This window comes from Candidatus Eisenbacteria bacterium (genome assembly GCA_016930695.1).
Taxonomy (GTDB): domain Bacteria; phylum Orphanbacterota; class Orphanbacteria; order Orphanbacterales; family Orphanbacteraceae; genus JAFGGD01.
Window position 1 is genome coordinate 1 of record JAFGGD010000026.1, and the last position, 24028, is coordinate 24028.

The following is a 24028-nucleotide window of genomic DNA, read 5'->3' on the forward strand; positions in this document are numbered from 1 at the left end:
AACCGTCGACGTTTCGCCATGGTCTCTCCTCCTCAGTTCCGGAGAGTCCACCTTAGCATGCTGTCCGATTATTGGGGACCACCTCTGTCAATCTCTATCACCTTTTGCACCATCTGCTTACACAACCACGGAATGTAGAGAGTCAACTGAAGGCCGGGCGGTTAACGACGCATGGGTACGGGGGTTACAGGCTCGGAATATTGAACTTAGCCCCCGCGGCTCCCTCGCGCACGATTCCAAAGACCCACAGTCCCCGCCTGTGGCTCAACCACGACGTGAAAGTCTCGGACTCTCGGGGATCGATAAGTCGCAGTGGGACAAGGCGGATGCAATTGAGTGGATGGACAGGTAGTCCGCCGCAACGAGGAGAGTAAGTTGTGGTAATCTATTAACAGCGCGATTCGTGTTTTTGTAAGGTCAAATGGAAGGGTGTTGGCGAATTATTTTGTGGGTCGGCCGTAGATCGAATGGAACCGCCCATGGTAATTGAGAGCGAACGAATCGAATGTGATACAGCATCCTTCGGACGGTCGGTAGCGCTTATTCTCCTGCTGGCGCTCGCGCTTCGTCTCCTTCTCTTCTTCCTGACTTTGAATTATCAGCCGAGGTACGATGAAAACCGCTATCTTGAGCTCGCCGGGAGTCTGGCGGCCGGAGAAGGATTCAAGACCGGAGACCAACTCTCGGCGAGACCCCCCCTCTATCCCTTTTTTCTTTGCGGTATTCAAAAACTTTTCGGCGAAGGGCTGGTCCCGATCCGTTTGGTGCAGATCTTCCTGTCGCTCATCATCGTGTGGGCGGCCATGGTGCTCGGGAGGCGTGTGGGCGGTTCCCGTACCGGTGTCTGGACGGGACTCATCATCGCGGTCTACCCCGAATTCGTCGCGTTTCCAATACTCGCCTTTTCAGAAAATCTCTATGTCCCTCTTCTGATCACCGCCCTCGCTCTTCTCGTGAGTCCAACCGGAAATGTCTCTTATCGGTCGTTAATCGTTGCGGGCTTTATGCTCGGGCTTTCGGCTCTTTCCCGTTCCATCGCGGTCCCGATCACTCTTTTCTCGGCGGCCGGCATGTTCGTTGCCGGAATCCGAAGAGACCGTTTCCCGCTATTTAGAGTGGCTCTCCTCCTTGCCGTCGTTTTCCTGGTCATCGCCCCCTGGACGATTCGCAACTATCGGGTTCTGGGAAGCTTCATTCTGATCGATAGCCATTCTGCTATCACTCTCTATACCGGCAACAATCCCTATATTCCGGATTGGTACGCCGAAGGCCCCACGACCCGTCGGACGGTGCCGGAGGGAGAGGAATTCTGGAGAGAAAAGCTTCCTTCGCCCGGCATCGGAACGGAGGAGAACCGCCAAGCCTTACTTCGGGGGCTCACTATCCAATACTGGAAGGAACACCCAGGAATGGCGGTCCGGAAGAGTGCGCTCAAACTCGCGAGATTCATCGGGGGAGGAGATACGGGAATCCGGCAGGTGTTCACTCCGAAGAAGAGGCAAGCCGTACTACCTCCCTGGCTCGTGCTCCTGAACGTCTTCACCGTTTTTGTATCGATTTTGGCTTTTACCGGTACGGTAGTGGCATCAGTCACCAATCGTGCCTGGAAGAGTAATGGGAAGGAATTACTAGCCGCTTTCCTGCTCGCCAACTTGATTATCCACGTGTTTGTTTTCGCCATCGCGAGGCATCGCGTCCCCATCCTGCCGGTTTTGTTTGTGTTCTCCGTCCGGGTTCTCCTCTCCCGCCGTTTCGTTTGGAGTGCATTTCGGAAACGGGCTATCGGTTGGGCTCTGGTAGCATGTCTATGGGGGTTCGGGATCCTGAGCCTGTTTGTTCGAAGTTAGTCGTTCATGGCAAGGCGAACATGGGGATCCCGGTGACCACTTTTCAACCAAAACATCCTATCCGGCATAGCCTACCGCCGTTCGAACAGGACTTCCGAACGGGTCGCCCCGTACGGAGGATCCGATTGAGAGTTTCAGTGGGAAGAACAGGCTCCGGCGACGCCCGAGATCTGGGGGGACGAGGTCCGCGAGCCGGCTCTCACGTAGCAGGAGGTGGTGAATGCTTCTATGGTGAGGAACGATCTCCGCGGGGTTTCCGTATTCGTCGATCTAGCGAGTCGTCCGCTGCTTACGGCTACTGCCGCTGAAGATTCGCCCCGTGCAAAGCCAGCGCCTTGGATGCGAACTCCACGTCATCCGTTGCGAGGACGTCCGCCCCGTTCCGCAAGAGATCCAAGTAGACGTCGACGCCCCTGGATCTCGCCTTCCGATCCAGGTTGCCCAAGGTGCCCAGAATGGCGCAGATCCCTTGCTCGTGAAGAAGTCGATAGACGTCTCCCGACGGTTCGGACACCCCGACGAACGCGATTAGATTCTGAGATGGGACGGCGCTCCGGAGCATGTATTCGACACCTTCGACATCACCCGCCGAACAGGAAATACTCAGCTCGTTGTCCAGGCGATAATACGTCTCGGCGCTGCGCCAGCCGTATGCGATAACGATGACACGATCGTGCGCTCGCCGGGTCCGAATGATGTCAACGATTTCTTCGGGAGTTACGGGGTCCTTGACGTCCAGCTCGAGCACCGCCTTGCCTTTCGCCCAGCACAGGGCCTCATCCAGGGTCGGTATTTCGTACTCGGTTACCACGCCGTTGCCGTCGACCAGGCGCAACTCCTCGAGTTCGACGAGAGTGAAATCCGATATGCCGCCCCGTCCGGTAGTCGTGCGATCGAGATTGTCATCGTGCATGAGCACCAAGGCGCCGTCCTTCGATCTTCGCACATCGCACTCGATCAGGCACGGAGCATAGTCGAGAGCCCTTTCGAACGTGGCGATACAGTTCTCGGGAAAACCGTCAGCCGGTCCGCCCCTGTGAGCACCGAGAAGAGGGGTCTTTCCGGGATGCCACCGCAGGTACTCGCGCAGTCCGGCGGGGCCCTCGAAGGAAACATAGTGCTTCTGTGTTCCCTCGGTTTGAACGCAGGAGATGCAGAGTACGATCAGAGCGACCGCGGGCAGTATCTTTCTCATTCCCATCTCCGATACGGCGCGAAAATTGATTCAAAAAAACACCGAATTCAGTCTAGCACACCTCCCCGATCTCCCGTTCCCCCAATCATCCTGGCCGGCATCGGGATATATTTTGGAGGCGAACCGATCCCGGCAGCGGCATGTTCCGCGCGGTGCGAACACGTGGAACACCCCATCGATTGAATGGGCAACGACGCCTATCTGACAAGTGTGATCTTCCTCGAAACCACCTTGCCGCCCGCCTTGAGACGCACGAAATAGACGCCGGAGGAGACATCGCGTCCCTCACGGTCTCTTCCGTTCCACGCAACGGTGAATGTGCCGGCGTCATGAAACCCTCTCAATAATACCGCGACAAGTCGCCCCGCCACATCGTGGATCGTAAGATCGACCGCACCGGGTTGGCGCAGATGAAAAGTAACCCGTGTGGAAGGGTTGAACGGATTGGGGCGGTTGCCTTCAATCCCGTAGGCGGGCGGGACGCGATCCGGTAAGCGGTCGACGGCGGTTTCGATCTCGGGAAGATCTAGTCCCAGCACGAATGCGTCCAGCGATCCATTATGAGAGTTGTCGAAAGAGAGCCAACTGACGGGAAAGTCGTAGGACTCCGTTCTCCCCGCGACAAACATGCGTCCCGACGAACCAACTCCGATGCCGAAACCACGTTCGTCCGAACGTCCCCCCAGAAAGGTTGAGTAATCAATACCTTCTCCGGATGGTAATAGCCTAACAGCAAATGCATCAGATGGCCCGTCATACTTTTCGTCGAACGCCCCGATGGTTGTGGGAAAGTCACCGGACTCCGTCTGGCCCGTCACGTATACGAATCCAGAATCGTCCACCGCAATGCCGTGAGCCTCATCTTCGGCTGATCCTCCGAGGAACGTGGAGTAAACCAGGCTGCTCCCAACGGCGCTCAACTTGGTGATGAACGCTTTGTCGTTCACGAAGCAGGTGTCGAAGGCGCCCGGTGTTACCGGAAAATCCTGCGAGTTGGTTTCGCCGGCGATGTAAGCGTTGCCTTCTCCGTCCAGCGTTATCGCCCACGCCTCGTCGTTCCCTTCTCCGCCCAGGTAGGTCGAATAGGCGAGGCCCGCCATGCCCGGCTCGAGTCTCGTTACGAACCCATCCCAGTTGTTCATGCCCGGGATGGAATCATTGTAGGTTTCGTCAAAAGCACCGGGCGTAATCGGAAAGGAATCCGACTCGGTGTACCCGGTCACGAAAGCGTCCCCCGAAGCGCCCACGACGATCGACGTGCCGTAATCGGACCACTCGCCTCCCAGATAGGTAGAACTCTGCATAGTACTTCCCGACACATCGAGTTGACACGCGAATGCGTCGTAATGAAAACCATTGAGGTTGGGTTGGTAAGCGCCCGGGGTGGTCGGAAAGTCGAGGGACCAAGTCGCGCCGGTCACGTTCGCCTCGCCCGTGACGCGCAAGTCGATGTCGCGCCCTTCATCGCCGCCCGATCCTCCTATATACGTCGAATAGGCGAGGCTGTTCCCGCCCGGCATCAGCTGCGTGACGAAAGCGTCCTTGTCGCCATTATAACTTTCATCAAAGGCGCCCGCGGTAGTGGGAAAGTCGGAGGATTCCGTGGTGCCCGTCACGAAGGGGAATCCCGCGCCGTTCACAACGATACCGGCCGCCTCATCTTCCGAGCTTCCCCCCAACAATGTGATCCAGAACGGGGTCGAATTGTCGGAGTTAAGAGCGGCCACGAAGATGTCCGTATCGCCTCCGAGAGTGCTGTCGTACGCCCCGGTGGTGGTCGGGAAATCGGGAGAGCAGGTGATTCCCGATAGGAATACGCTTCCCCTGACAAAGAGGTCCTTCGACTCATCATCGTCGGCGCCCCCGATGAAAGTGCTCCAGAGGAGGTGCGTATTGAAGGAATCGAGGTAGATATCGGCTTCCGCGGGATCGCCCTCCGAAACGGCTACGCCCACGGCTGTTCCCGTGTGGTGTCCGGGCGCCGAGGCGTGGAGATCGTAGTCGCCGTAGGGGAGCCCGTCGATGATGTAATGTCCCGCGGGATCTGTCGTGTCGCAACCGGAGAAAGCTCCTTCGGCCATAACGATCGCTCCGCTCAAAGCGCCACCGGGACCGCTCACGATTCCCTCTACCGTTCCGCTCTCCAAATCAAGGGCGAAGTCGACGACGATCGTGTCGTCTACAACGACTTCGTTGCCCGGCATAGTCTGTGGATTGTATCCATCGGCCTCGGCGGTGATGTCATAGAGGCCGGTTGGAAGGTCTTCCAGGATGTAGTATCCGCTCGCGTCCGTCGTGTCGGCTAACGTTACCTCTCCTACAGCTGTCACCTCGGCTCCCTCGATCGGCCCACGGGCGAGGGCGACGGTTCCCTCCACGGCGCCTCTCTGGCGCGTCAGGCAGGCGTTCACAGCAGTCGCTTCGTCCGCGACGACGACGACACCCGGTTCGATGTCATCGTAGTAACCGACGGCTGTTGTGGTTACGATGTAGGTCCCCGTCTTCAATTCCGGGATGTGATAGCCTCCGTTCGGGCCGGTCGTGTCGGCGGCGGTCGACGGTCCCACGGCCGTGACGATCGCTCCGCCGATCAAGTCGCGATCACCGCTCACCGATCCGGCGATGTCGCCCCGTCCGCCGGTGTACATCTTGAGTGCGACGGCGTCGTGGCTCCCGTTGTGCGTGGGATCAAAGCATCCGGCCGTCGTCGGGAAATCGGTCTCCGGACTATATCCGACGACGACGGCGCTTTTCCAACTATCTAAGGCGAGACCGATGGATCTTTCCTCCTGCGTTCCCGAGCCCCCGATATACGTTCCATAAAGAAGCTCGTCGCCATCCGAGTTCAGACGGACCAGATAGAAGTCCGACGATCCGTTGATCGTGCTGTCGTAGGCGCCCGGCGTGGTCGGGAAATCGCTCGATGATGTCTTCCCCGTGAGGTACGCTTCTCCATCCACGTCACAGGCTATTCCCATCGGGTTGATTTCGGAATCGCTGCCGCCGCCACCCACAAAAGTGGAATAGGCCAAGCCCGTTCCCCAGTAGTTCACCTTGGTGATGAACGCGTCGTTTATCCCGTTGTGGGATTCGTCGAATGCTCCTGAGGTGGTGGGGAATCCCGGTCCGGCGTGGCCGGTCACATACGCGTATCCGGATGAATCGAGAGCGATGCCGCATCCGAAATCCGCGGCCGAGCCGCCCAGAAATGTCGAATACTGCAACGCGTCGGCCGCGAGCCGGATCCAGCAAACGAAGGCGTCTTCGTTTCCGTTGTGCGTCTCGTCGTAGGCCCCGGATGTGGTGGGGAAGTCCGTCGATTGCGTCATTCCAGTCACGTAGGCGTACCCGGAGCGAACGGCGATGTCGACGACTCTGTCGTAGCTGCTGCCCCCGAGGAACGTGGAGTACTCGAGCGAAGAGCCGTCGGCGGAAAACTTGGTGACAAAGCCTTCGTACCCCATCACGTCTGCCGTCGTATCGAACACTCCGGGGGTAATCGGAAAGTCCGTTGAGCGAGCCTGTCCGGCGACATAGGCGCAACGCCCGGCGTCGAGCGCGATGGCATATCCCATTTCCGGCCACGCGACGGGAACCGGATCATCCCCCCCCAGATACGTGGAATAGACAAGCGCGCCGCCCGAGGGATTCAACTTGGCGACAAAAACATCGTAGGTGCCGGCCAGAGAACGGTCATACGCCCCTGCGGTCGTTGGAAAATCGGAGGAAGCCGTGAGGCCCGTCAGATAGGCGTTCTTCTGATCGTCCACGGCGATCCCGCGCCCCCAGTCTTCCTTGTCTCCACCGAGATAGGTTCCATAGACGAGAAAGCTCCCGGTCGTGTCGATTTTGACGACGAAAGCGTCATAGGTGTATTCGGCCTGCGTCTCGTCATAAGCGCCCGCCGTCGTCGGGAAATCGCTGCTTTGTGTCGTCCCGACGATGTAGCTGAATCCGAGATGGTCGATGCAAACATCGTGAGCGACGTCCGAGTACTCGCCCCCGATAAACGTGCTCCATTCCAGATCCGAAACGCCCCTTCCTGTTCCGGCCTCACCCCCCGCCGCCTCCCATCGGAACGAACGGGGCGCTCCCGCCTCTGCCGTGCGCCGTTCCGTCAGCACGCCGATCGCGGTCTCCAGACGGATCGAGCCGTCGGCCGCGGAGACGACCCGGTCGGCGCCCTCATAACGGAAGTCCACCTGAGATGGATCGGCGCCTGAGACGGAACGAATCGCGCAAGCAAGAGCTCCCGCCTCATAGCGGAAGAGAAGATCGATGCCGGGCCAGAGATCCCGGTAAACGACCTCTCGATATGTCCGAACATCCGCCCGCCACTTCTCCGGGTCGTTCCCGAGGAAGTAGTTGAAGCGGGTCTCGGTCTCATGGCGTCCCGTCGGGAAAACGTCGGAGTTCGCGCCCTCGAATAAAACACGAAGCACACATCCCTCCGGCCCGGGGGCCGCCGCCTTGCAATCAAACACGATCCCTTCCGATGTGGCATAGATCTCACCACATGGATTGCGCAGGTAGAAACGGACCTCTTCATCCAGTTGCCCTTGATTTTCGATGAATCCGACGGCGACGGGTTGCTCTCCGGAGCCTTGGCCGGCGGCCAAACAGATTCCCGGCAGAAAGGCGACAACCAGCATCCATGCAAGAAGAGGAGATCGGCCCAGAGGAATGGGGGTTCTTCCGGTCATGACGACGTCTCCCGGCGTCGGCCGAATCCGCGGAGCCGTCTTGGCCGACGGTGTTGATTGTCCATAAATACGGGTGCGGCAAGAAGGCCCTGACCGGAGTTGCGTTGGGGCGAATCGAGTTGAAGAGGGACGGGTCAGGGGAATCCTATCACCCTTTTCACCGTCGCTTACAATAACACATTACAGTTTCATTGTCAAAGTGCGGGGACGCGCGTGGCGATAGCGGCGAGCGCCCACGCGGTCTCCCTGATTCAATCCGTCGTTAGCGGCGAAGCGGTCTTCTTTCGTGGGTGGTGGGACAAACAAACAACTGCGTCCGTGTCGGCCCGCCGGCCGGAAGAAAGGGCTTGCGGGTTCGAAGAGCCCCGTTTCGGTGCCGGATGGAATGATCGGGAAGGACGGATTCGGGAGGACGCATGCCATCGCCGGTTTCGTGATCAGCAACGCCTCCCCGGGCGACGCGGACGGATCTATTTGGAAAGACGACGGTACCTTTTGGGGTGACGGATGCTTCGCTGGGGGCGTGCGCTCCGTCGTACATGGTCATTGCCATGTGTTTTCGGGGCGGGCAGACTGGACCGAAAAGCCTCATCGCAATGATAGGCGTGTTCCATCTCGGCGGGTACCGGTTTGCCCAGCAGGCGTTCGATGTCCCGCAGGTAGGCCCGATCCTCGGCGCAGCAGAACGAAATGGCGTCGCCGTCCGCCCCCGCCCGAGCCGTGCGTCCGATACGGTGCACATAGGTCTCGGCTTCAACGGGCAGATCGTAGTTGATCACGTGCGTGATGTCGTCCACGTCCAGGCCTCGCGCCGCCACATCGGTGGCGACCAACACCCGGAAGCGGCCCTGCTTGAATCCTTCCAACGCCCTGGTCCGCGCGGCCTGGCTCTTGTTGCCGTGGATGGAAGCACCCTGAATTCCCGCCGAGTTCAGCTTTTTCAAAACGCGGTTCGCGATGTGCTTCATCTGGGTGAAAACGAGAACCTTATTGACCCGGGGATCGTTCAGCAGAGAGACGAGCAGCGCGTTTTTGTCCTTCTTTTCTACGAAGAGCACTTTCTGCGCGATGCGCTCCACGGCGGGCTGTCCGGGGGTGATGCTCACCCGTATCGGGTCGGGGACCATGGTGTATGCCAGCTCCTCGATTTTGGGGGCCATTGTGGCCGAAAAGAAAAGGGTCTGACGCTCGGCGGGAATGTGGGACAACACCCGCTTGATGTCGGGAATGAAGCCCATGTCGAGCATCCGGTCCACCTCGTCGAGAATGAAGACCTCCACCGCGTCCAAGTGGACGTAACCCTGCTGCATCAAATCGAGCAGCCGGCCGGGCGTGGCCACGAGAATATCCACTCCGCGGTTCAGAGCCTTGACCTGCTGAAACTGGTTTACACCTCCGATGATCACGGTGCTGCTTATGCGTAGAAAACGCCCATAGGTCCGGATGCTCTCACTGATCTGCGCCGCGAGTTCGCGGGTAGGAGTAAGAATGAGGGCCCGGGGGGTTCCCTTCTCGGGTCGCCGGTAGTCGCCTGCGAGGCGTTGCAGAAGCGGCAGGGTAAAGGCGGCGGTTTTCCCCGTGCCGGTTTGGGCGCTGCCCAGAAGATCCCGCCCGGCAAGCAGGTGCGGAATGCACTGTTCCTGTATGGGAGTGGGAACCTCGTATCCCGATGCGGCCACGGCCCGCTGAATCTCCGGTATCAGGTCGCTAAAAGCACCCGACCGAAACTGGGGATGGGATCCTTGGATCGGATGGTCCGTGCGCGGGAGCCGCGCGTGTGCGTTCTCTTTCATGTTTTCCTTGGTCCGGCGTTCTACGAATCTCTCTACCCGCCGGACGCGTGGAAAAGAAAGGACCGCAATTATCGCGGCAACTGATGATGGATAGCCCTCTTGGACTACAGAGGCTCGCTTTCTACGAAGCCTTCGCGAAAATGAGCATTCGTACTAATTATAGTGCATGAGGCCGGAAGCGCAAGTGAAAAAGCAGAAAGCGCATAGGCGGTTCCGTGCCGGGGACGCTCCCGTCCATTCCATCCGGAGCCGGGAATGGTGCCCCGGCGCCGGTTCACCGGATTGCAAGCCCATTCAAGAATCCCACTTGGGCGGCCACCGGGATCACGGGTCGAACCGACGCCCCTTCGCTTCGCGATCGGAGGTTTGATGGTATCGGCTTGCGAATGTTGGAGTTAACCGCCGCGGTGCGATCGCGGACCGCTCCTCTCCCGGAACCCGGAGACCCTGCTCCGGTCCGCTGCGAGCACGACGGCTGAATGTGGGTACATAAAAATGATACTATAATGAAGACGGTTCTCCGAGAAGCCGGTCTGAAGTGCGCTTTGCCGGAGGAATCCCCCATGCCCCCTGTTCCCTTGCCGTCGCGGTCTCGCTTCCGCGCGATTGCGGCGACCCTCGTCGCTCTTCTCTTCCTGGTTCCGGCCCTCTCTTTCGCCGTGGACCCCGCCGGTGGATTCGGCGGAGGGCCGATCGCGGGTGCGATCACCATCACGGTGATCGACGAACTGACCGGGCTCCCCCTGGAGGATGCCTACGTGCAGGTGGGGCCCGCGCCTTCCCTGCCGTTCATCGGAAACACGGGGCGGACCGACACGAATGGATCGATCACGTTTGTCTCACCCGATCTCGCCGGGCCGGTGACCGTCACCGCCGGCAAGGAGGGGCACTCCTACTCGACGGCGGTGGACGTGGACGCATCGGTCGTGGTTCTCCCGGTCCGGCCCATCGGCGCTTCCTACGATCGACCGACCTATTCGGGAGAAATCACTTCCGGTTTCGACATCGTCTGGAACGACGGCAAGTGGGACGCGGCGGTCGTTTGGCACACGATTCCGATCCGGGGGCTTCTGCCCATGATCGACGACCTGATGTCGGGTAGTCTCTCGCGGCTTTCGCCCTTGGTGATCGAGAACTTCCCCCTCGTCGGTGAAGCGGACATCCCCGGCGCGGTCTACGTGCCTTTCCAAATCGACCTCCTGCTCTACCCGCTCGAGAGGACCCCCTACGTCATCTTCGTCGAGGACGAAGGGCCCACCGATCTGTGGGCGATATACGGCCGGATCAGCGTCGTCACCGTGCTCGCCGAACTCGTCAAACCGGAGCCCGATCTCTTTAATCTGATCCTCGGTTTCGACATTCGCCGGTACGGTCTCGAGGAAGAGATTCAGGTGGACGGCTCCGGAACTCAGGACTTCGATCTCACCATCGAGCGGGGGGCGGATGTGTGGATTCCGGTCGAGGGGGGCGTTCCGGGGGTGGAGGTGCTCGTCGCGGGCGTGGCCGACCTGGACGGTCTCGCGGGAGACGGCCGGCTCTTCCCGAGCGGCTTCGCGGCCGTGCCGGGGGACAGCCAGGCCGTGCTCGGTATTCCGACTCTCGGCGCGGGAGTGCCGGGAAACCCGGACTACATCTTCGGCGTGGTCATGACCGACACGAACGAAGTGCTCGGCAACAGCGCCGTGCTCGTGCGTGCGGGGCTCGCGCCGGGCGACACGGCGTCGACTCCCGAGTTTCTCGAGTTCTCCACGATAACCGCGGCCGACTCGCTGATCGCCTGGTCGTCCATGGCGAATGTGGAGTCGGGTTTGTTCCCCGACGTCCATGAGATGCGTATCTCCTATGTCCGTTCCGTGGAGGACACGTCACCCCAGGCGGAGCCCGGCGACACCATCGACATCGCCGAGGTTTTGTGGACGTTCCACGCGGACGGCGCGGCGACGGGGGTCTCGATCCCCCTGCTCGGCGCGGACGCCCCGGAGGTGTTCATCGATACGGACCTTACCCCCGACGAGGACCGGCACGACGCGTCGATCACCGGATTCCTGATCGGCGGAGCGCCGTGCGGCTTCGACTTCGACGACTGGGATCTCGCGGACCGGAGCCGGTACGGCACGCACTTCGCGGGGAACGTGACGAAGGACATTCCTCTACCGGTCTCGCCGTTCACGTCGGTCGCCGGGCCGAATGGCGACGAGGCCGCCCGCCCGCCTCTCCTCGGGCTCCCCTCGCCGAATCCGTTTCGCAAAGAGACGACAATCCGTTTTTGTGCGTCCAAGCCCGGGATCAGGCCGCACCTCGCCGTTTACAATGTTTTGGGAAGGAGGGTGAGAGAGCTCACGTGCGGAATCGACCGCGGCAGCCTCACCGCGACTTGGGACGGCCGGGACGACACGGGCCGCGCCGTGCCCTCCGGTATCTACCTGATTCGGATGAGAACGGAAGGGGAGACCATCACTCGGAAAGTCGTGAAGACGAAGTAGGGAAGGTAAGGCATCGAAGGATCGATGCAACCCGCTGATTCCGGAAGAAGGTTAATAGGAGCGAGGGGGCACCGGGGCGATTCGCGCCGGTCCTATCGGAGAACGATCGCCTTCCTTCGACCGACGACCCGGCCGTTCGCCTGGAGGCGCATGAGATAGACGCCGCTGCCGACCTTCTCGCCCCTTCGGTCGCGGCCGTCCCAGATCACGGTGTGGCGGCCGGTGGAGCGATTCGACGCGTGGAGGGAACGGACCTCCCGGCCGGCGAGGTCGAAGACGCCCAGGCATACGTCGGAAGGGGATCGGAGAAGGAAGGAAACGGCGGTCTCGTTCGTGAAGGGATTCGGCAGCGCGTCGAGCCGGTCGTTCGACCACGGAGCGGCGTCCGCGACGCCCACGGAAACACACACCGAGCACCCATCCTCGAATTCACGGTAGCAGAGCAGGGACGATTCCCCGCCGTCATCGACGGTCATGAAAAGTGAACGCGAGCCGGCGAAACAGTCGTCCGCGGAAACAACGGCGATCCCCTCGTTGTTCTGGCTGCTCGGTCCCGAGAACCGCCGGAGGGCGGTGAGTTCCCTGCGGCTTTCCCCGAGAACCTCCGACGATGCCAGATCGAAGACGGACAACACGTCGAATCCCGCGTCGTGCCAGGCGTACAGCTCACCGGTGGAGCGGTCGAACTCCAGCGCCGCGGTTTCCGAATATCCCGTCCCGTACTCGCCCACGAAAGTGAAACCGCCGGCAAGGCGGTCGAGATCGAAAACGAAAACGTTCCCTCCGTTTTGGTGAGCCACGAACATCAGCCCGCCCATGCCGCCGCCGCTCACTCGGGGGAGACCGTCCGCGTCCACGAAACCGGCCGCCGCGAGGCACGAGTCGGGGACGAAAGTGATCCCTTCCGCGCCCGATCCTCCGGACAAGGGGAGGTAGGAGCTCGTGTTCCAATCGTTCGTGAGGACCGCCGCGCCGTAGGTGGATACGTCGTACTCTTTGATTCGTTCCTCTCCCTCGACGATCGCATAGATCACGTCTTCCTCGAAGTCCGCCTGAGTGACTCCCTCGAAGTCGCCGAAACCGGTCCACTCCCCCCGGTTCCCGTCGCGGGAATCGACTTCATACCCGCCGCTTCCGTCTTCCACGATCGCCCAGAGTTTCGAGGCGCTCCCTCCTGGCCCGTTCCGGCAAACCCAGAGGGTTCTCGTGACGGGATTCCAGACCGCGCCGCTCAGGTCGTTGTAAAAATCGTTGACGCCGGGTCCTTCGATCTCCGTGAGATTGATCGCCGAGGAGAGGGGTTCCGCCGGCCATGGATCGAGCGCGGAGGCGTTCGTCCCGGCAAGGAGAGCCAGCACGATACCCGTGAGCCAAAGGAATGATCGGGTGGAAGAGTGCCGCAACGCCCGTCCTCCATGGGGGGAGCCGGAGAGCCGCCGCCCGGGGGAGCGGGTGCTTGGGGCGGCGATCGCCCCTCAATTATACCATTTCCGGAAGGGGCGATCGGCCGTCAAAAGGGCCGTTTCTGCGCGGCCGTGAACGCCTTTCCACCGGCCCGGCGCGTGCGAGCGAGGCGTTCTATCTCTTGAAGGCGCGAGTATACTTTAGTAATATAGTCAGGCTCCCTGTCGCCGTTTGCCCGCACACAAGGAGGATGCCATGCCCCCCAGCATGAGAACGCGTATCGGTCGTGGGAACGGCCGGAGAACCCTCATTCTATTGATCGGCGTCGTGTCCCTCGCCGCTTTTCTCGCCGCCCTTGTCGGTTGCGACGAGGAGGCGCCGAGCGAGATCCGTGTCTCGGACGGGATCGAGGAGTGCGGAGCGCTCTCCATCCGCGCGGACGCCGGCGCCCGGCAGGTGGTGCCCCCGCCGGAAGGGCCGCACGCCGCTTACGACCCGGGGCTGAGCCGCAAGAAGATCCCCATGTCGCTCGTTCCCGCCGGTTCCTTCGTCATGGGGGACACCATCGCCGCCTGCGGAATCGACGAAAGAGTGATTACCCTGACGCGCGACTATCATCTCGGCCGATACGAGATCACCAACGGGCAATATCGGGACGCCCTTCAGTGGGCCTACAACGCGGGTCTCGTCACGGCCACTTCCTCGACGGTCAAGGACAATTTGGACGGCTCCACCGTCGAGCTGCTCGACCTGAACGACTTCGATTGCCGGATTTCCTTCAGCGATGACGTGTTCACCGTCGATCCGGGGATGAAGGACCATCCGGTGATCGAAGTTTCCTGGTATGGAGCGGCCGCCTATTGCGACTGGCTCAGCATGCGCGAGGGAAAGCCACGGGCCTACGACCATTCCACATGGCTGTGCAACGGAGGGGACCCCTACGGCGCGGTCGGTTATCGCCTCCCGACCGATGCGGAGTGGGAATACGCGGCCCGATACGACGACGAGCGGGTTTATCCGTGGGGGGACGACTCGCCGGTGTGTGAACTGGTGAACGCCTTTGCCGGCACTTTCTGCGTGGGGGCGACCTCTCCCGTGGGCGCTTATCCCTCGGCACCCGCCACGCTCCAGCTCTTCGACATGGCGGGGAACGTGATGGAGTGGTGCGGCGATTGGTTCGTCTGCTCCCTCGGCACGGATCCGGAGACGGATCCCGCCGGTCCCGCCGCCGGGACGTCCAGGCTGGTGCGCGGCGGGGGCTGGAACAGCGGAGCCGACGACCTGCGCTGCGCGCGACGGAATCTGGATGATCCCCAAAACACGAATGGGAACGTCGGATTCCGGATCGCCCGTACCGATTGATTCGGCCGTTACCGGATCGACCTAGATCGCGCCGTGGAACACGGTTACCCACGAGCCCGGGGGGGGCGACCCCGGGCCCGTGCCGTTTACGGTCTGCGCCGGCGCGTGATTCCGCGGAGGATCTCGACCACGGAGAAGCCTTCTTTGGTAAAATGCCATGGAAGCCGGCCGCCGTTTCGGTTCGATGCGTCATGCGATCCAGGCGGCGTGACGGATGGGGAAAAGCCATGGATCTTTCCGCTTACGGTTGGAACGAGGATTGGGAACGGCTGTTCCGCGAGGCCGGCATTCCCGTCGGGCACCCCGCGCGGATCGTCGCGGAGCATCGCGGATCGTATCGCGTGCGTGCCCCGGAAGGGGAGATGTCCGCGCGGGTGACCGGACGTTTCCGGCACGCGGCCTCCGGTCCCGCCGACCTTCCCGCCGTCGGCGACTGGGTGGTCATCGAGTCGGACGGCGGAGGCGAAGCCGTTATTCACGCCGTTCTTCCCCGCGCCGCCAAGTTCTCCCGAAAGACGGCGGGGGCGCGGACGGAGGAACAGGTCGTAGCGGCGAACGTGGACACGGTGTGGATCGTCTCCGCCTTCGGTTACGACCTCAACCCTTCCCGTATTGAGCGCTACATCGCCCTGGTCCGGCAGGGGGGCGCGTCCCCCGTGGTCGTGTTGACCAAGGCGGATCTGGCGGATGAGACGGAACGGACCGTCGAAGAGCTCGGTCTACGCCTCGCGGACACGCCCGTCCACGCCGTGAGCGCGTTATGCGACTCGGGGCTGGATCCCCTGCGCGCCTATCTCGCCCCGGGGCGCACCATCGCCCTGCTCGGCTCCACGGGAGCGGGAAAGTCGACCTTGCTGAACCGTCTCGCCGGGCGCGAGGTGATGGCGACCGCGGGCCTCCGAAAGGGCGTGGAGAAGGGGCGGCACAAGACGACCCATCGCCAGCTGGTGCTTCTCCCCTCCGGCGGATTGCTCCTGGACACGCCGGGGATGCGCGAGCTGCAACTCTGGGAAGCGGACGAGGGGATCGCGACGAGTTTCGCCGACATCGACGCTCTCGCCGACGGCTGCCGCTTCCGAGATTGCACCCATGAATCGGAGCCGGGGTGCGCGGTCCGCGCCGCCGTCGAAGCGGGCGATCTCCCGCAGGAGCGGCTGGACAGTTTTCATAAGCTGAAGAAAGAAGCAGCCTACTTCGATCGAAAACTGGACGTTCGATCGGCGATGGAGAAGGAACGTCGGATGAAATGGATCGCCAAGGAGCGACGGCGCTATTTCAACAAGAAGGACTGACCGGCTCTTTCCCGGGCGGACGGAGCGCCCGCCGGCCGATTCGTCCGTTTTATATGTTTGAAACGGGAGTGCGTCGGATGAAGAAACGAATCGCTTTTCTCCTCTTGCTCGCCGCGTCGATCCCTATGACGGAAGCCGCCCACGCCCACGGATGGCATTCCGGCCGCTGGCACGAGAAGTACGCGGACGTGCTCGCCGTGCCGTCCCTCTTTTTTACCTACCGGCACGGCGTGTTGGCCGGGAGCTACCCCGAAGGGGAATCCACGACGGAAGTGCGTTTCAGTGATGTCTGCGCCTATTTGGGGCACGTCTGCCTTTGCGGCGCCGGGGGCTACAAAATCGCCGCCGAGGCCGTGCGGGAGATGGGAGGGCTGGAGAAACTTCCGGAGAGGGGAGAGTTCATTTTGATCAGCGGCAGGGACCACGCCGTCGGCGACGTAATCGCCTATGTTCTTGGCTGCGCGAGAAGATCGGATCCCGAGAAAAGCACGTATTTCATCCGTTCCGTCGACGGCCTGCCGAGGCGGGAATACCGGTACGTAATCGCCTATCCCCCGACCCGCTCCGCATTGCGAGTCGTTTACCGCAAGCATCTTCTCGTGGGTAACGAGGCTATGGACGGCCTCTGGGAGATCGAGCTCGGTTACGACGAGGATCCGGGTTCGGTGGGGGAGACGGACGTGGATCTGTACCGCGATATGATGGAGACCATGGTCCGGGATGTCCTCTTTGACCGGAAAGAGGGGTTGATCGAAACACGGATGATTCCCTATGACGAATTCACCGCCCTTCTCGACTCCTTGCGGGGGTGATGGATAGGCGGTTTTCCCTCCTCCGCCGGCCCGCTCCGGTCGCCGGAGCCGTCGCGTCGCCTCGGGCGGGGCGCGGAACCGCGCCTCCGGATTCTTCCTTCAACGCGCACCGATTATCGTATACACTTACGCGGTAGCTTGTTCGCGCCCCCCGCCACGCATCGCGCGCGTGGCGTATGTTGGGAGGCGCCTCATAGGGACCGGTTACGGGAATCCCCGAACATAAGGCCGTTTTCGAGGATTCCCCGAGCGGACCCATCCGGGGGCTACGACCCGGCCGGCCCCGCCTCAGTTCGACTCAAGCGGTCCAGAAAGGGGGTTCACGGTGAAGGCAGCGGAAGTCGTGATCATCGGCGGAAGCGCCGCAGGCCCGGTCGCGGGAATCACCGCCAAGAGGCATTATGGAGATATCGACGTCCTCCTGATTCGTAAGGAGGGCAAGGCCAAGGTGATGGTCCCGTGCGGCATCCCCTACATCTTCGGAACCGTCGGTTCGCCGGATAAAAACGTGATTCCCGATGGTCTCCTCTCCAACAACGGCATCGATTTGATGATCGACGAGGTGACGAAGATCGATCGCCGGGCGAAAACGCTGAAGACCGCCTCCGGCGAGACCGTGTCCTACGGGAAACTGATTCTGGCGACCGGTTCGGAGCCGGTCCGCCCCCCGATTCCGGGCATGGATCTGGAGAATGTTTTTCCCGTCTGGAAGGACGCCGATTACCTGGCAGATGCCCGGGCGGTGCTGGAAAAGGCGAAGAACGTCGTGATCATCGGCGGGGGATTCATCGGGGCGGAGATGGCCGACGAGTGCCGGAAGATGGGAGACGCGAGCGTCACCATCGTCGAGATGCTTCCCCACTGCCTCATGCTGGCCATGGACACCGAGTTTTGCGCCAAGGCGGAGGAGAAGCTGAAGGAGAGGGGAATCCGGATCGTCGTCGATAACGGCGTGAAGACGATCCGGGGAAGCGGGAAAGTCGAGTCGGTGGAACTGCAAAACGGCGATGAGCTGAAGGCGGACGCCGTGATCATCGGCATCGGCGCGGCGCCGAACACGGCACTCGCGCGAGATGCGGGTCTCGAGATCGGAGAGACGAAGGGCATACGGGTCGATGAATACATGCGGACCGGCGATGAGGACATCTTCGCGGTCGGGGATTGCGCGGAGAAGTGGTCCTTCTTCACCGGGAAGCCTTCGGGTCTTAGGCTCGCGTCCATCGCGACCACCGAAGCCCGTATCGCCGGGGCGAACGTGCGGGAGCTGAAGAGAGAGAACCCGGGAGCCATCGGCGTGTTTGCCACCGCCTTCGACAATCTCGCCGTCGCAGCCTCGGGACTCACGGAGAAAGCCGCCGCCGCCGCCGGTTTCGACGTGGTCGTCGCCACGGCCGCTTCGATGGACAGGCATCCCGGATGTATGCCCAGCGCGGTCGAGATGAAGATCAAACTGGTCTTCGACAAGAAATCGCGGAAGCTGCTGGGCGGCGAAGTGTGCGGCGGCGCCTCGACGGCGGAGATGGCGAACGTCATCGCCATGGCGATCCAGAATGGCATGACCGCCGAGGAGATCGCCCTCTTCCAGATGGGGACTCACCCGGCGCTGACCGCGTCGCCCATCGCCTATCAGCTGGTCAACGCGGCGGAGATCGCCCTGGCCACGATGAAAAAATAAAGGGGAAGTCGAAAACCCCGTACGGTTTGAAAAGAAGGGGCCCGGCGCGTCGACGCCGGGCCCTTTTCACGGTGAGACATCGTTCAATCGTCCGGTTCCAGCCGCTTGCCCAGGCTCACCACATCATCCGTCTTGTATCCGATTCGCTTGTAGAACGCGATCACCTCGGTATTGGCGCTTCGAACTTGCAGGTTGATTTTCGGGCAGCCTGCGGCACGAAGACGTTCTTCGGCTTCACGCATCATGCGCTTGCCCATTCCACGCCGGCGGAATTCCGGATGGACCGCGAGATAGTTGATCCAACCTCTGTGCCCCTCGTAACCGGCCATGACGCTGCAAACGATCCTGTCCTCCATGCACCCGACCAGAAACATTTCCGGTTGTACTTTCAGCTTTCGCCGGATATCGCGATGGGGATCATTCCAAGGGACCACCAAGCCGCAGTCGGCCCAAAGAAGGACGACCTGCTCTTCGTCAATCGGTTCATACGGTCTGATTTTCATCCCACTCATCCCGGATCGAAAAAGAGAAAAATGAGCAGCCGCTTTCATGTTCTCATTTTTTCCGCTGCCCGGCGACAGAGGAATGCGGGAAAGGTTCCTTCTCGGACGAGCGTCGGATGGGCGGCGCGAAAGCGGCGAACGGCGGGTTCACATGCGGCGCGTGGAGGGGCCTTAGAAATGTCGGAGTCGAAGACGGGATTCGGCGGCGGGACGGCGCTCCCGGAAACCACCGGGATTCCGTAAGCCTCCGGGAGGCTAACTAGTTGTACGGCAATGTGAAAAGAGTATTTTAAGGAGGCGGGTGTACAGTCGAATGTTGTCTTGCTATAATTAAGCGACGACTCGAGTGTTTCGGGCGAAACCCACCGATCGCCCCCCATTGTTCCCGACAACGATTCCCACCGAGATCGCGGCCCGCCGGGTCAACCCACCGGCATCGGCGGACCGGATGGAGACGTTTTTCCGGCCCTTTCACGGGGGCCGGGGATGTGGTGGTTTTCGATCCGACGGGAGAGGAACGGCGCTCTCGCGCGGGGCCGGACCGGGACGGCAGCGGCTCGGGCGGACTCCGATCGCAGGAGTGGCCGGCGGGGTGGGTATGGCGATGAGCGGGACGAGAAGCGCTACCCGGTCCGGCAACCGGACAGGCGCGGGATCCGCCGCGAAGGAACGACCGACCGACGGGTCGCGGGGTCGGAGAGGATTGCGCGGGAAGCGGGGCGCGGGCTTTCTAAGCGAAAAAACGGCGCTTCCTCTCGTCCTTTTCCTTTTTATCGCGGCGAACCTCTTCGTGTACGCGCGGGTCGGCGGCTTCGACTTCATCAACTACGACGATCCCGTCTATGTTACGGAAAACGAGTTCGTCCGCTCGGGACTTACCCTCGAGGGCCTGAAGGAGGCCTTCACCTCTTTCCGCGGGTTCGCCTGGCAGCCGGTCACATGGGTTTCCCTCATGCTGGACGCGGAGGTTCGTGGGATCGATCCGGGCTATTTTCATCTGGTCAATCTGCTCTTCCACATCGCCAACACAATCAGCCTCTTTCTTCTTCTACGGCGAATGACCGGCGCCTTCTGGCGAAGCGCATTTGTGGCGGGACTTTTCGCCCTCCACCCTCTGCGGGTCGAGTCGGTCGCCTGGATCTCCGAGAGGAAGGACGTGCTCGGCCTCTTCTGGGGGCTCGCCTCCCTTCACGCTTACACGGATTACGCCCGTCGCGGCAAACGATCTCTCCTCGTCCTCACCGGTTTTTTCCAGGCGCTCAGTCTGATGGCGAAACCGATGCTGGTCACTCTTCCCTTCCTGCTGATCCTGTTCGACTACTGGCCTCTTCGTCGCTTGGCGGCGGGGCCGTCGCCGGCGAGCAGGTTCTATCCGGCGCGGCTTCTCCGCGAAAAGATCCCGCTCTTTCTCGTCACCGCCTTTTTCGTGGGGATCACGGCGCTCGCGCAAAAGCCGGTCGAGGGGATCGGAGGCAATGTCGTCTCCCTTCCTCTGGGCGACAAGGCGGCGAACGCCGCCGTCTCCTATGTCCGTTACGTCGGAAAGATTCTGCGGCCGTCGGATCTCTCGATCCTCTATCCCCACCCGAGCCTCTCCGGCGGAGTTCCCCTCTCCGCACAACAAGTCCTCGGGTCGGCCGCGGCGCTCCTGGCGGTCTCCTGGGCGGCATGGCGCCTGCGGCGGCGGCGTTACCTCCCCGTCGGGTGGTTTTGGTTTCTAGGATCGATGGTGCCGATCATCGGATTCGTACAGGTTGGGTTGCACGCCATCGCCGATCGATACACCTACTTCCCCTCCATCGGCCTTTTCGTGATGGTTGTCTGGGGAGTCGCGGAGATCGCCTCGGCGGCCGAGAAGCGCCGTTTCCTGCCGGCCCGCCGGTTGGCCATCGGGGTCGCGATGCTTCTGCTCACCGGTTGCGCCCTCGCTTCCCGGGAGCGCGTTGCCTGCTGGCATGACTCGCTTACCCTGTACGCCGATGCCCTGCGCGCCGGTCCGGTCAGCCCGCGAGTCCTCTACAACTACGGTTGCGCGCTTATGCGGTCGGGGCGCGGCGGCGAGGCGATTGGTGTTTTCAAGGAGACGATCCGCCTGGATCCGAGCTATGGAAAGGCGTACAACAATTTAGGTCTTGCCTATCGAGAGAAGGGGCTCAAGGACGAGGCGGCGCGGTGTTTTCGGGACGCCCTCCGCCTGGATCCCGGCCACGTCTCCGCCGCGGTCAATCTGAGCGCGCTCCTCGCCGAGAGCGGAGACATCGAAGGGGCGATCGAATGCCGCCGCCGTGTCGCGGTCCTGAACGGAAGCGATTCCAAGAACCGGAACGATCTCGGAGTCCTTCTCGCCATGAGCGGGCGTTACACGGAAGCGGAGGCCGAGTTCCGCCGGGCGCTGGAACTCTCGCCCGGCTTTCCAGAAGCCCGGGAAAATCTGGAGCAGTTGCTCCGGTGCCGCCCCTACAGCAGGAGAGCGGAATGACGGAACGGGCCGGAGGCGGCCGCCGCCGGCCGGCCGGGACGCGCATCACCGGGAGGGAGATGCGGCGTGTTTCGCGGCATCGCCCGGCTTCTTTCGCGCGCCGCTGTTCTCGGACGGAACGCGGCCGCGACCTCGGGGATCGGTGAGGCGTTTCAGCGGGAGGGGTCGTCGCGCACGACGATATCGATCGATCGGGAGCGTCCCTCGTCGTCCATGCAGAGAAGTGTGTGGCGGCCCGGGTCCGGGGAGATGAACAGGTCGTCCCTGGGCGCTCCCGAGTAGACGAGCCGCCCGTCGAGAAACCAGAAGATCCTGCCGGTGCCGTTGGCGACCTGCGCGTCCAGAAGAACTTTCTGGTAGCGGCGATCCACGTTGGCGCGTAGCCGGTAGACGGAGCCGTCGATCGGCGACCGGATCAGCGGAGCGGCCCCGTTCGCGAGCCGCGAACAATCGGGGTCATGCTCGGGAATCTCGTCGATCGGATGTCCGTTTCTCTCCATCCAGGTGGCGATCTCGGGAGGCCAGAGGGCGACGATCCTTTCCTCGCAGTCCCTCCCCATGCGGCAGTGGGGGCAGAGCCGATAGCCGGTCTTCCGGTCGACGAGAATCCGCCGATGCACGTCGCAGGGGGTTTGCGGTGAAAGACCGGGCAGGAAGAGTTCCTTCTTGTGGGTGGGGCAGTCGGCGTTGGGGGGGAGGCCGCTCGCCGCGCAGACGGTCCTCTCCGCGACCGTAGGGGGACGCGCGAACCACACGCCGTCGTCCGGTCGATCCAACGCCGCGAAGATCTCGAAGAGAATCGGCGCCGCCGTCTCCGCGCCGACGAGCGCGGGGACGCCCGAGCCGTCGAAGTTTCCGACCCAGACGCCGACGGCGTGTCGCGGGTCGTAGCCGATGCTCCATGCGTCGCGATGGCCGTAAGAGGTTCCGGTCTTCCAGGCGACCTTGGGGATGTGGATCGCCTGCTCCCAAACCGCCGGCAACTCCGGCCGGCGGAGCCCGGTCAGCATCTCTCCGAGAATGAAACAAGCGCCTTCTCCCAGAAGGCGGCGACCCTCGGCGCGCGGCTCGTCCCGGAGCGCGATGCATGGGGAGAAGAGCCCCCCCGCGGCGACGCCGCGATAGACGTTGGTCAGTTCCAGAAGAGTGATCCCCGCGCCGCCCAGTGCGAGAGAGAGACCGTAGTGTTCTTTCCCTTCGGGAAGGGTCGTGACCCCGGCGTCGCGCAGGAAGGAATGGAGACCGCGGTTGCCCAGGCGCGCGTACAGGTTGACGGCCGGAACGTTGAGGGAGCGTTCCAGCGCTTCCTCCGCGGTGACGGCGCCGCTATTCCGTCCGTCGTAGTTGACCGGCCGGTAGCCGGAGTAGTCGACGGGCGCGTCGGCCAGGATCGTGCTCGGCGTGATCAATCCCTGATCGAGTCCGAGGGCGTAGAGAAAGGGTTTGAGCGCCGAGCCGGGGGAGCGGGGGGCGGTCGCGCCGTTGACCTGTCCGCAGGCGCCGTCGTCGAAGAAGTCGAGCGATCCGATGAGCGCCAGCAGCTCGCCGGTTTCGACGTCCAATACCACGGCGGCGGCGTTGGTGATCCCCCTCCGGGCAAGCTCAGCGGCGTGCCGCGCGAGGACGCCGGCCGTCGCCGCCTGCGCTTCGCCGTCGATGGTCGTTTCCAGACGCTCTCTCTCCGGACGCTTCGCCGCCAGCATGTCCGACAGGTGCGGCGCGCGAAAAGGCATGGAGTAACGGCGCGCCTCGATCGGTTCCGTCTCCGCGCGCCGCGCCTCCGCCTCGGTGATCGCGCCCCGCGCGACCATCCGTTCGAGCACCCGCCCCCGCGCGCGCCGCGCCGCTTCGGGGTCGAGGTCCGGCCTGTTGGCGTTGGGATTTTTGGGAATCGCCGCGAGCAGCGCCGCCTCGCCGATGCTCAGTCGTTCCACGCTCTTGTCGAAGTAGATGCGCGCCGCGGCGCCCGCGCCCACCACGTTTCCGCCGTAGGGAGCCATGTCGAGATAGAGGGCGAGGATTTCCTTCTTCGTGTACGTCCGTTCGATCTGGAGCGACCGGAAAGCCTCAATGATTTTATTGCGAAACGTTCGTTCCTTGGGTTCCATGAGGCGCGCGAGCTGCATGGTGATCGTCGAACCGCCCTGTACCACGCGCCCCGCTCGGATATTCACGAGGAGCGCCCGCGCGATCGAGAGGGGATTGATCCCGGCGTGGTAACGGAAGAAGCGGTCCTCGTAGGCCAGGACGGATCGTTCGAGATGCTCGGAGAATCCGTCCGTTCCGGAGCGGAGCCGCCACATCCCGTCCGGGGCGAGGTAGACGCGGAGAACCTCTCCCCGGCGGTCGAAGACGACCCGGGAACCGGGCGGCGACAGCTTCCCGCGCGGGAGCGGAAAGGCGCGGTGGGCCGCCTCGAAGAGGAGGAACGGCGCCGCGACGAGGACGGCGGCGGCGAGAATGAGTCGGTTCCGGCGCAT

At 62.3% G+C, this 24028-nt stretch carries 13 protein-coding genes; 7 read left to right on the top strand and 6 right to left on the bottom strand.

Annotation, left to right across the window (positions count from 1 at the left end; all coding sequences use genetic code 11):
- Window positions 1-467: 467 nt before the first annotated feature.
- A complete protein-coding gene (locus JW958_04320) occupies window positions 468-1847 on the top strand; it encodes a glycosyltransferase family 39 protein (GenBank protein MBN1825470.1) in 1380 nt (459 codons plus the stop codon).
- Between the two features lie 295 nt (window positions 1848-2142).
- Here the strand turns inward: JW958_04320 and JW958_04325 are convergent, their stop codons facing one another.
- The 3 genes from JW958_04325 to JW958_04335 all read right to left on the bottom strand — a co-directional run bounded on the left by JW958_04325 (window position 2143) and on the right by JW958_04335 (window position 9538).
- Complete coding sequence (locus JW958_04325) at window positions 2143-3042, bottom strand: glycerophosphodiester phosphodiesterase family protein (GenBank protein ID MBN1825471.1); 900 nt, start codon at window positions 3040-3042, stop codon at window positions 2143-2145.
- Between the two features lie 197 nt (window positions 3043-3239).
- Complete coding sequence (locus JW958_04330; protein MBN1825472.1) at window positions 3240-7166, bottom strand: SBBP repeat-containing protein; 3927 nt, start codon at window positions 7164-7166, stop codon at window positions 3240-3242.
- Window positions 7167-8215: 1049 nt separating this feature from the next.
- Entirely contained in the window at window positions 8216-9538 is a 1323-nt protein-coding gene (locus tag JW958_04335) for a DEAD/DEAH box helicase (GenBank protein ID MBN1825473.1), read from the bottom strand.
- 563 nt (window positions 9539-10101) lie between these two features.
- On the opposite strand from JW958_04335, the gene JW958_04340 reads away from it, so the two are divergent.
- Complete coding sequence (locus tag JW958_04340) at window positions 10102-12021, top strand: T9SS type A sorting domain-containing protein (protein ID MBN1825474.1); 1920 nt, start codon at window positions 10102-10104, stop codon at window positions 12019-12021.
- A gap of 92 nt (window positions 12022-12113) precedes the next feature.
- Here JW958_04340 and JW958_04345 read toward each other — a convergent pair whose 3' ends face one another.
- The gene (locus JW958_04345) at window positions 12114-13424 is read right to left on the bottom strand and encodes a T9SS type A sorting domain-containing protein (protein MBN1825475.1); all 1311 of its coding nucleotides are present in this window, start codon (window positions 13422-13424) and stop codon (window positions 12114-12116) included.
- A 256-nt stretch (window positions 13425-13680) separates the two neighbouring features.
- Between JW958_04345 and JW958_04350 the strand changes: the two genes are divergently transcribed.
- The 4 genes from JW958_04350 (at window position 13681) to JW958_04365 (ending at window position 18566) form a co-directional block, all read left to right on the top strand.
- Window positions 13681-14787, top strand: a complete 1107-nt coding sequence (locus JW958_04350) for an SUMF1/EgtB/PvdO family nonheme iron enzyme (protein ID MBN1825476.1) — start codon at window positions 13681-13683, stop codon at window positions 14785-14787.
- Between the two features lie 227 nt (window positions 14788-15014).
- Window positions 15015-16079, top strand: a complete 1065-nt coding sequence (gene rsgA, locus JW958_04355) for a ribosome small subunit-dependent GTPase A (GenBank protein MBN1825477.1) — start codon at window positions 15015-15017, stop codon at window positions 16077-16079.
- 77 nt (window positions 16080-16156) lie between these two features.
- The gene (locus JW958_04360) at window positions 16157-16891 is read left to right on the top strand and encodes a hypothetical protein (protein MBN1825478.1); all 735 of its coding nucleotides are present in this window, start codon (window positions 16157-16159) and stop codon (window positions 16889-16891) included.
- A 325-nt stretch (window positions 16892-17216) separates the two neighbouring features.
- Entirely contained in the window at window positions 17217-18566 is a 1350-nt protein-coding gene (locus JW958_04365; protein MBN1825479.1) for an FAD-dependent oxidoreductase, read from the top strand.
- Window positions 18567-18649: 83 nt separating this feature from the next.
- On the opposite strand, the gene JW958_04370 is transcribed toward JW958_04365, so the two are convergent.
- Window positions 18650-19069, bottom strand: coding sequence for a GNAT family acetyltransferase (locus tag JW958_04370; GenBank protein ID MBN1825480.1), 420 nt, complete (start codon window positions 19067-19069; stop codon window positions 18650-18652).
- 703 nt (window positions 19070-19772) lie between these two features.
- Between JW958_04370 and JW958_04375 the strand changes: the two genes are divergently transcribed.
- Window positions 19773-21548: a tetratricopeptide repeat protein gene (locus JW958_04375; GenBank protein MBN1825481.1), complete on the top strand. Its 1776-nt coding sequence runs from the start codon at window positions 19773-19775 to the stop codon at window positions 21546-21548.
- A 152-nt stretch (window positions 21549-21700) separates the two neighbouring features.
- On the opposite strand, the gene pbpC is transcribed toward JW958_04375, so the two are convergent.
- A complete protein-coding gene (gene pbpC, locus JW958_04380) occupies window positions 21701-24028 on the bottom strand; it encodes a penicillin-binding protein 1C (protein ID MBN1825482.1) in 2328 nt (775 codons plus the stop codon).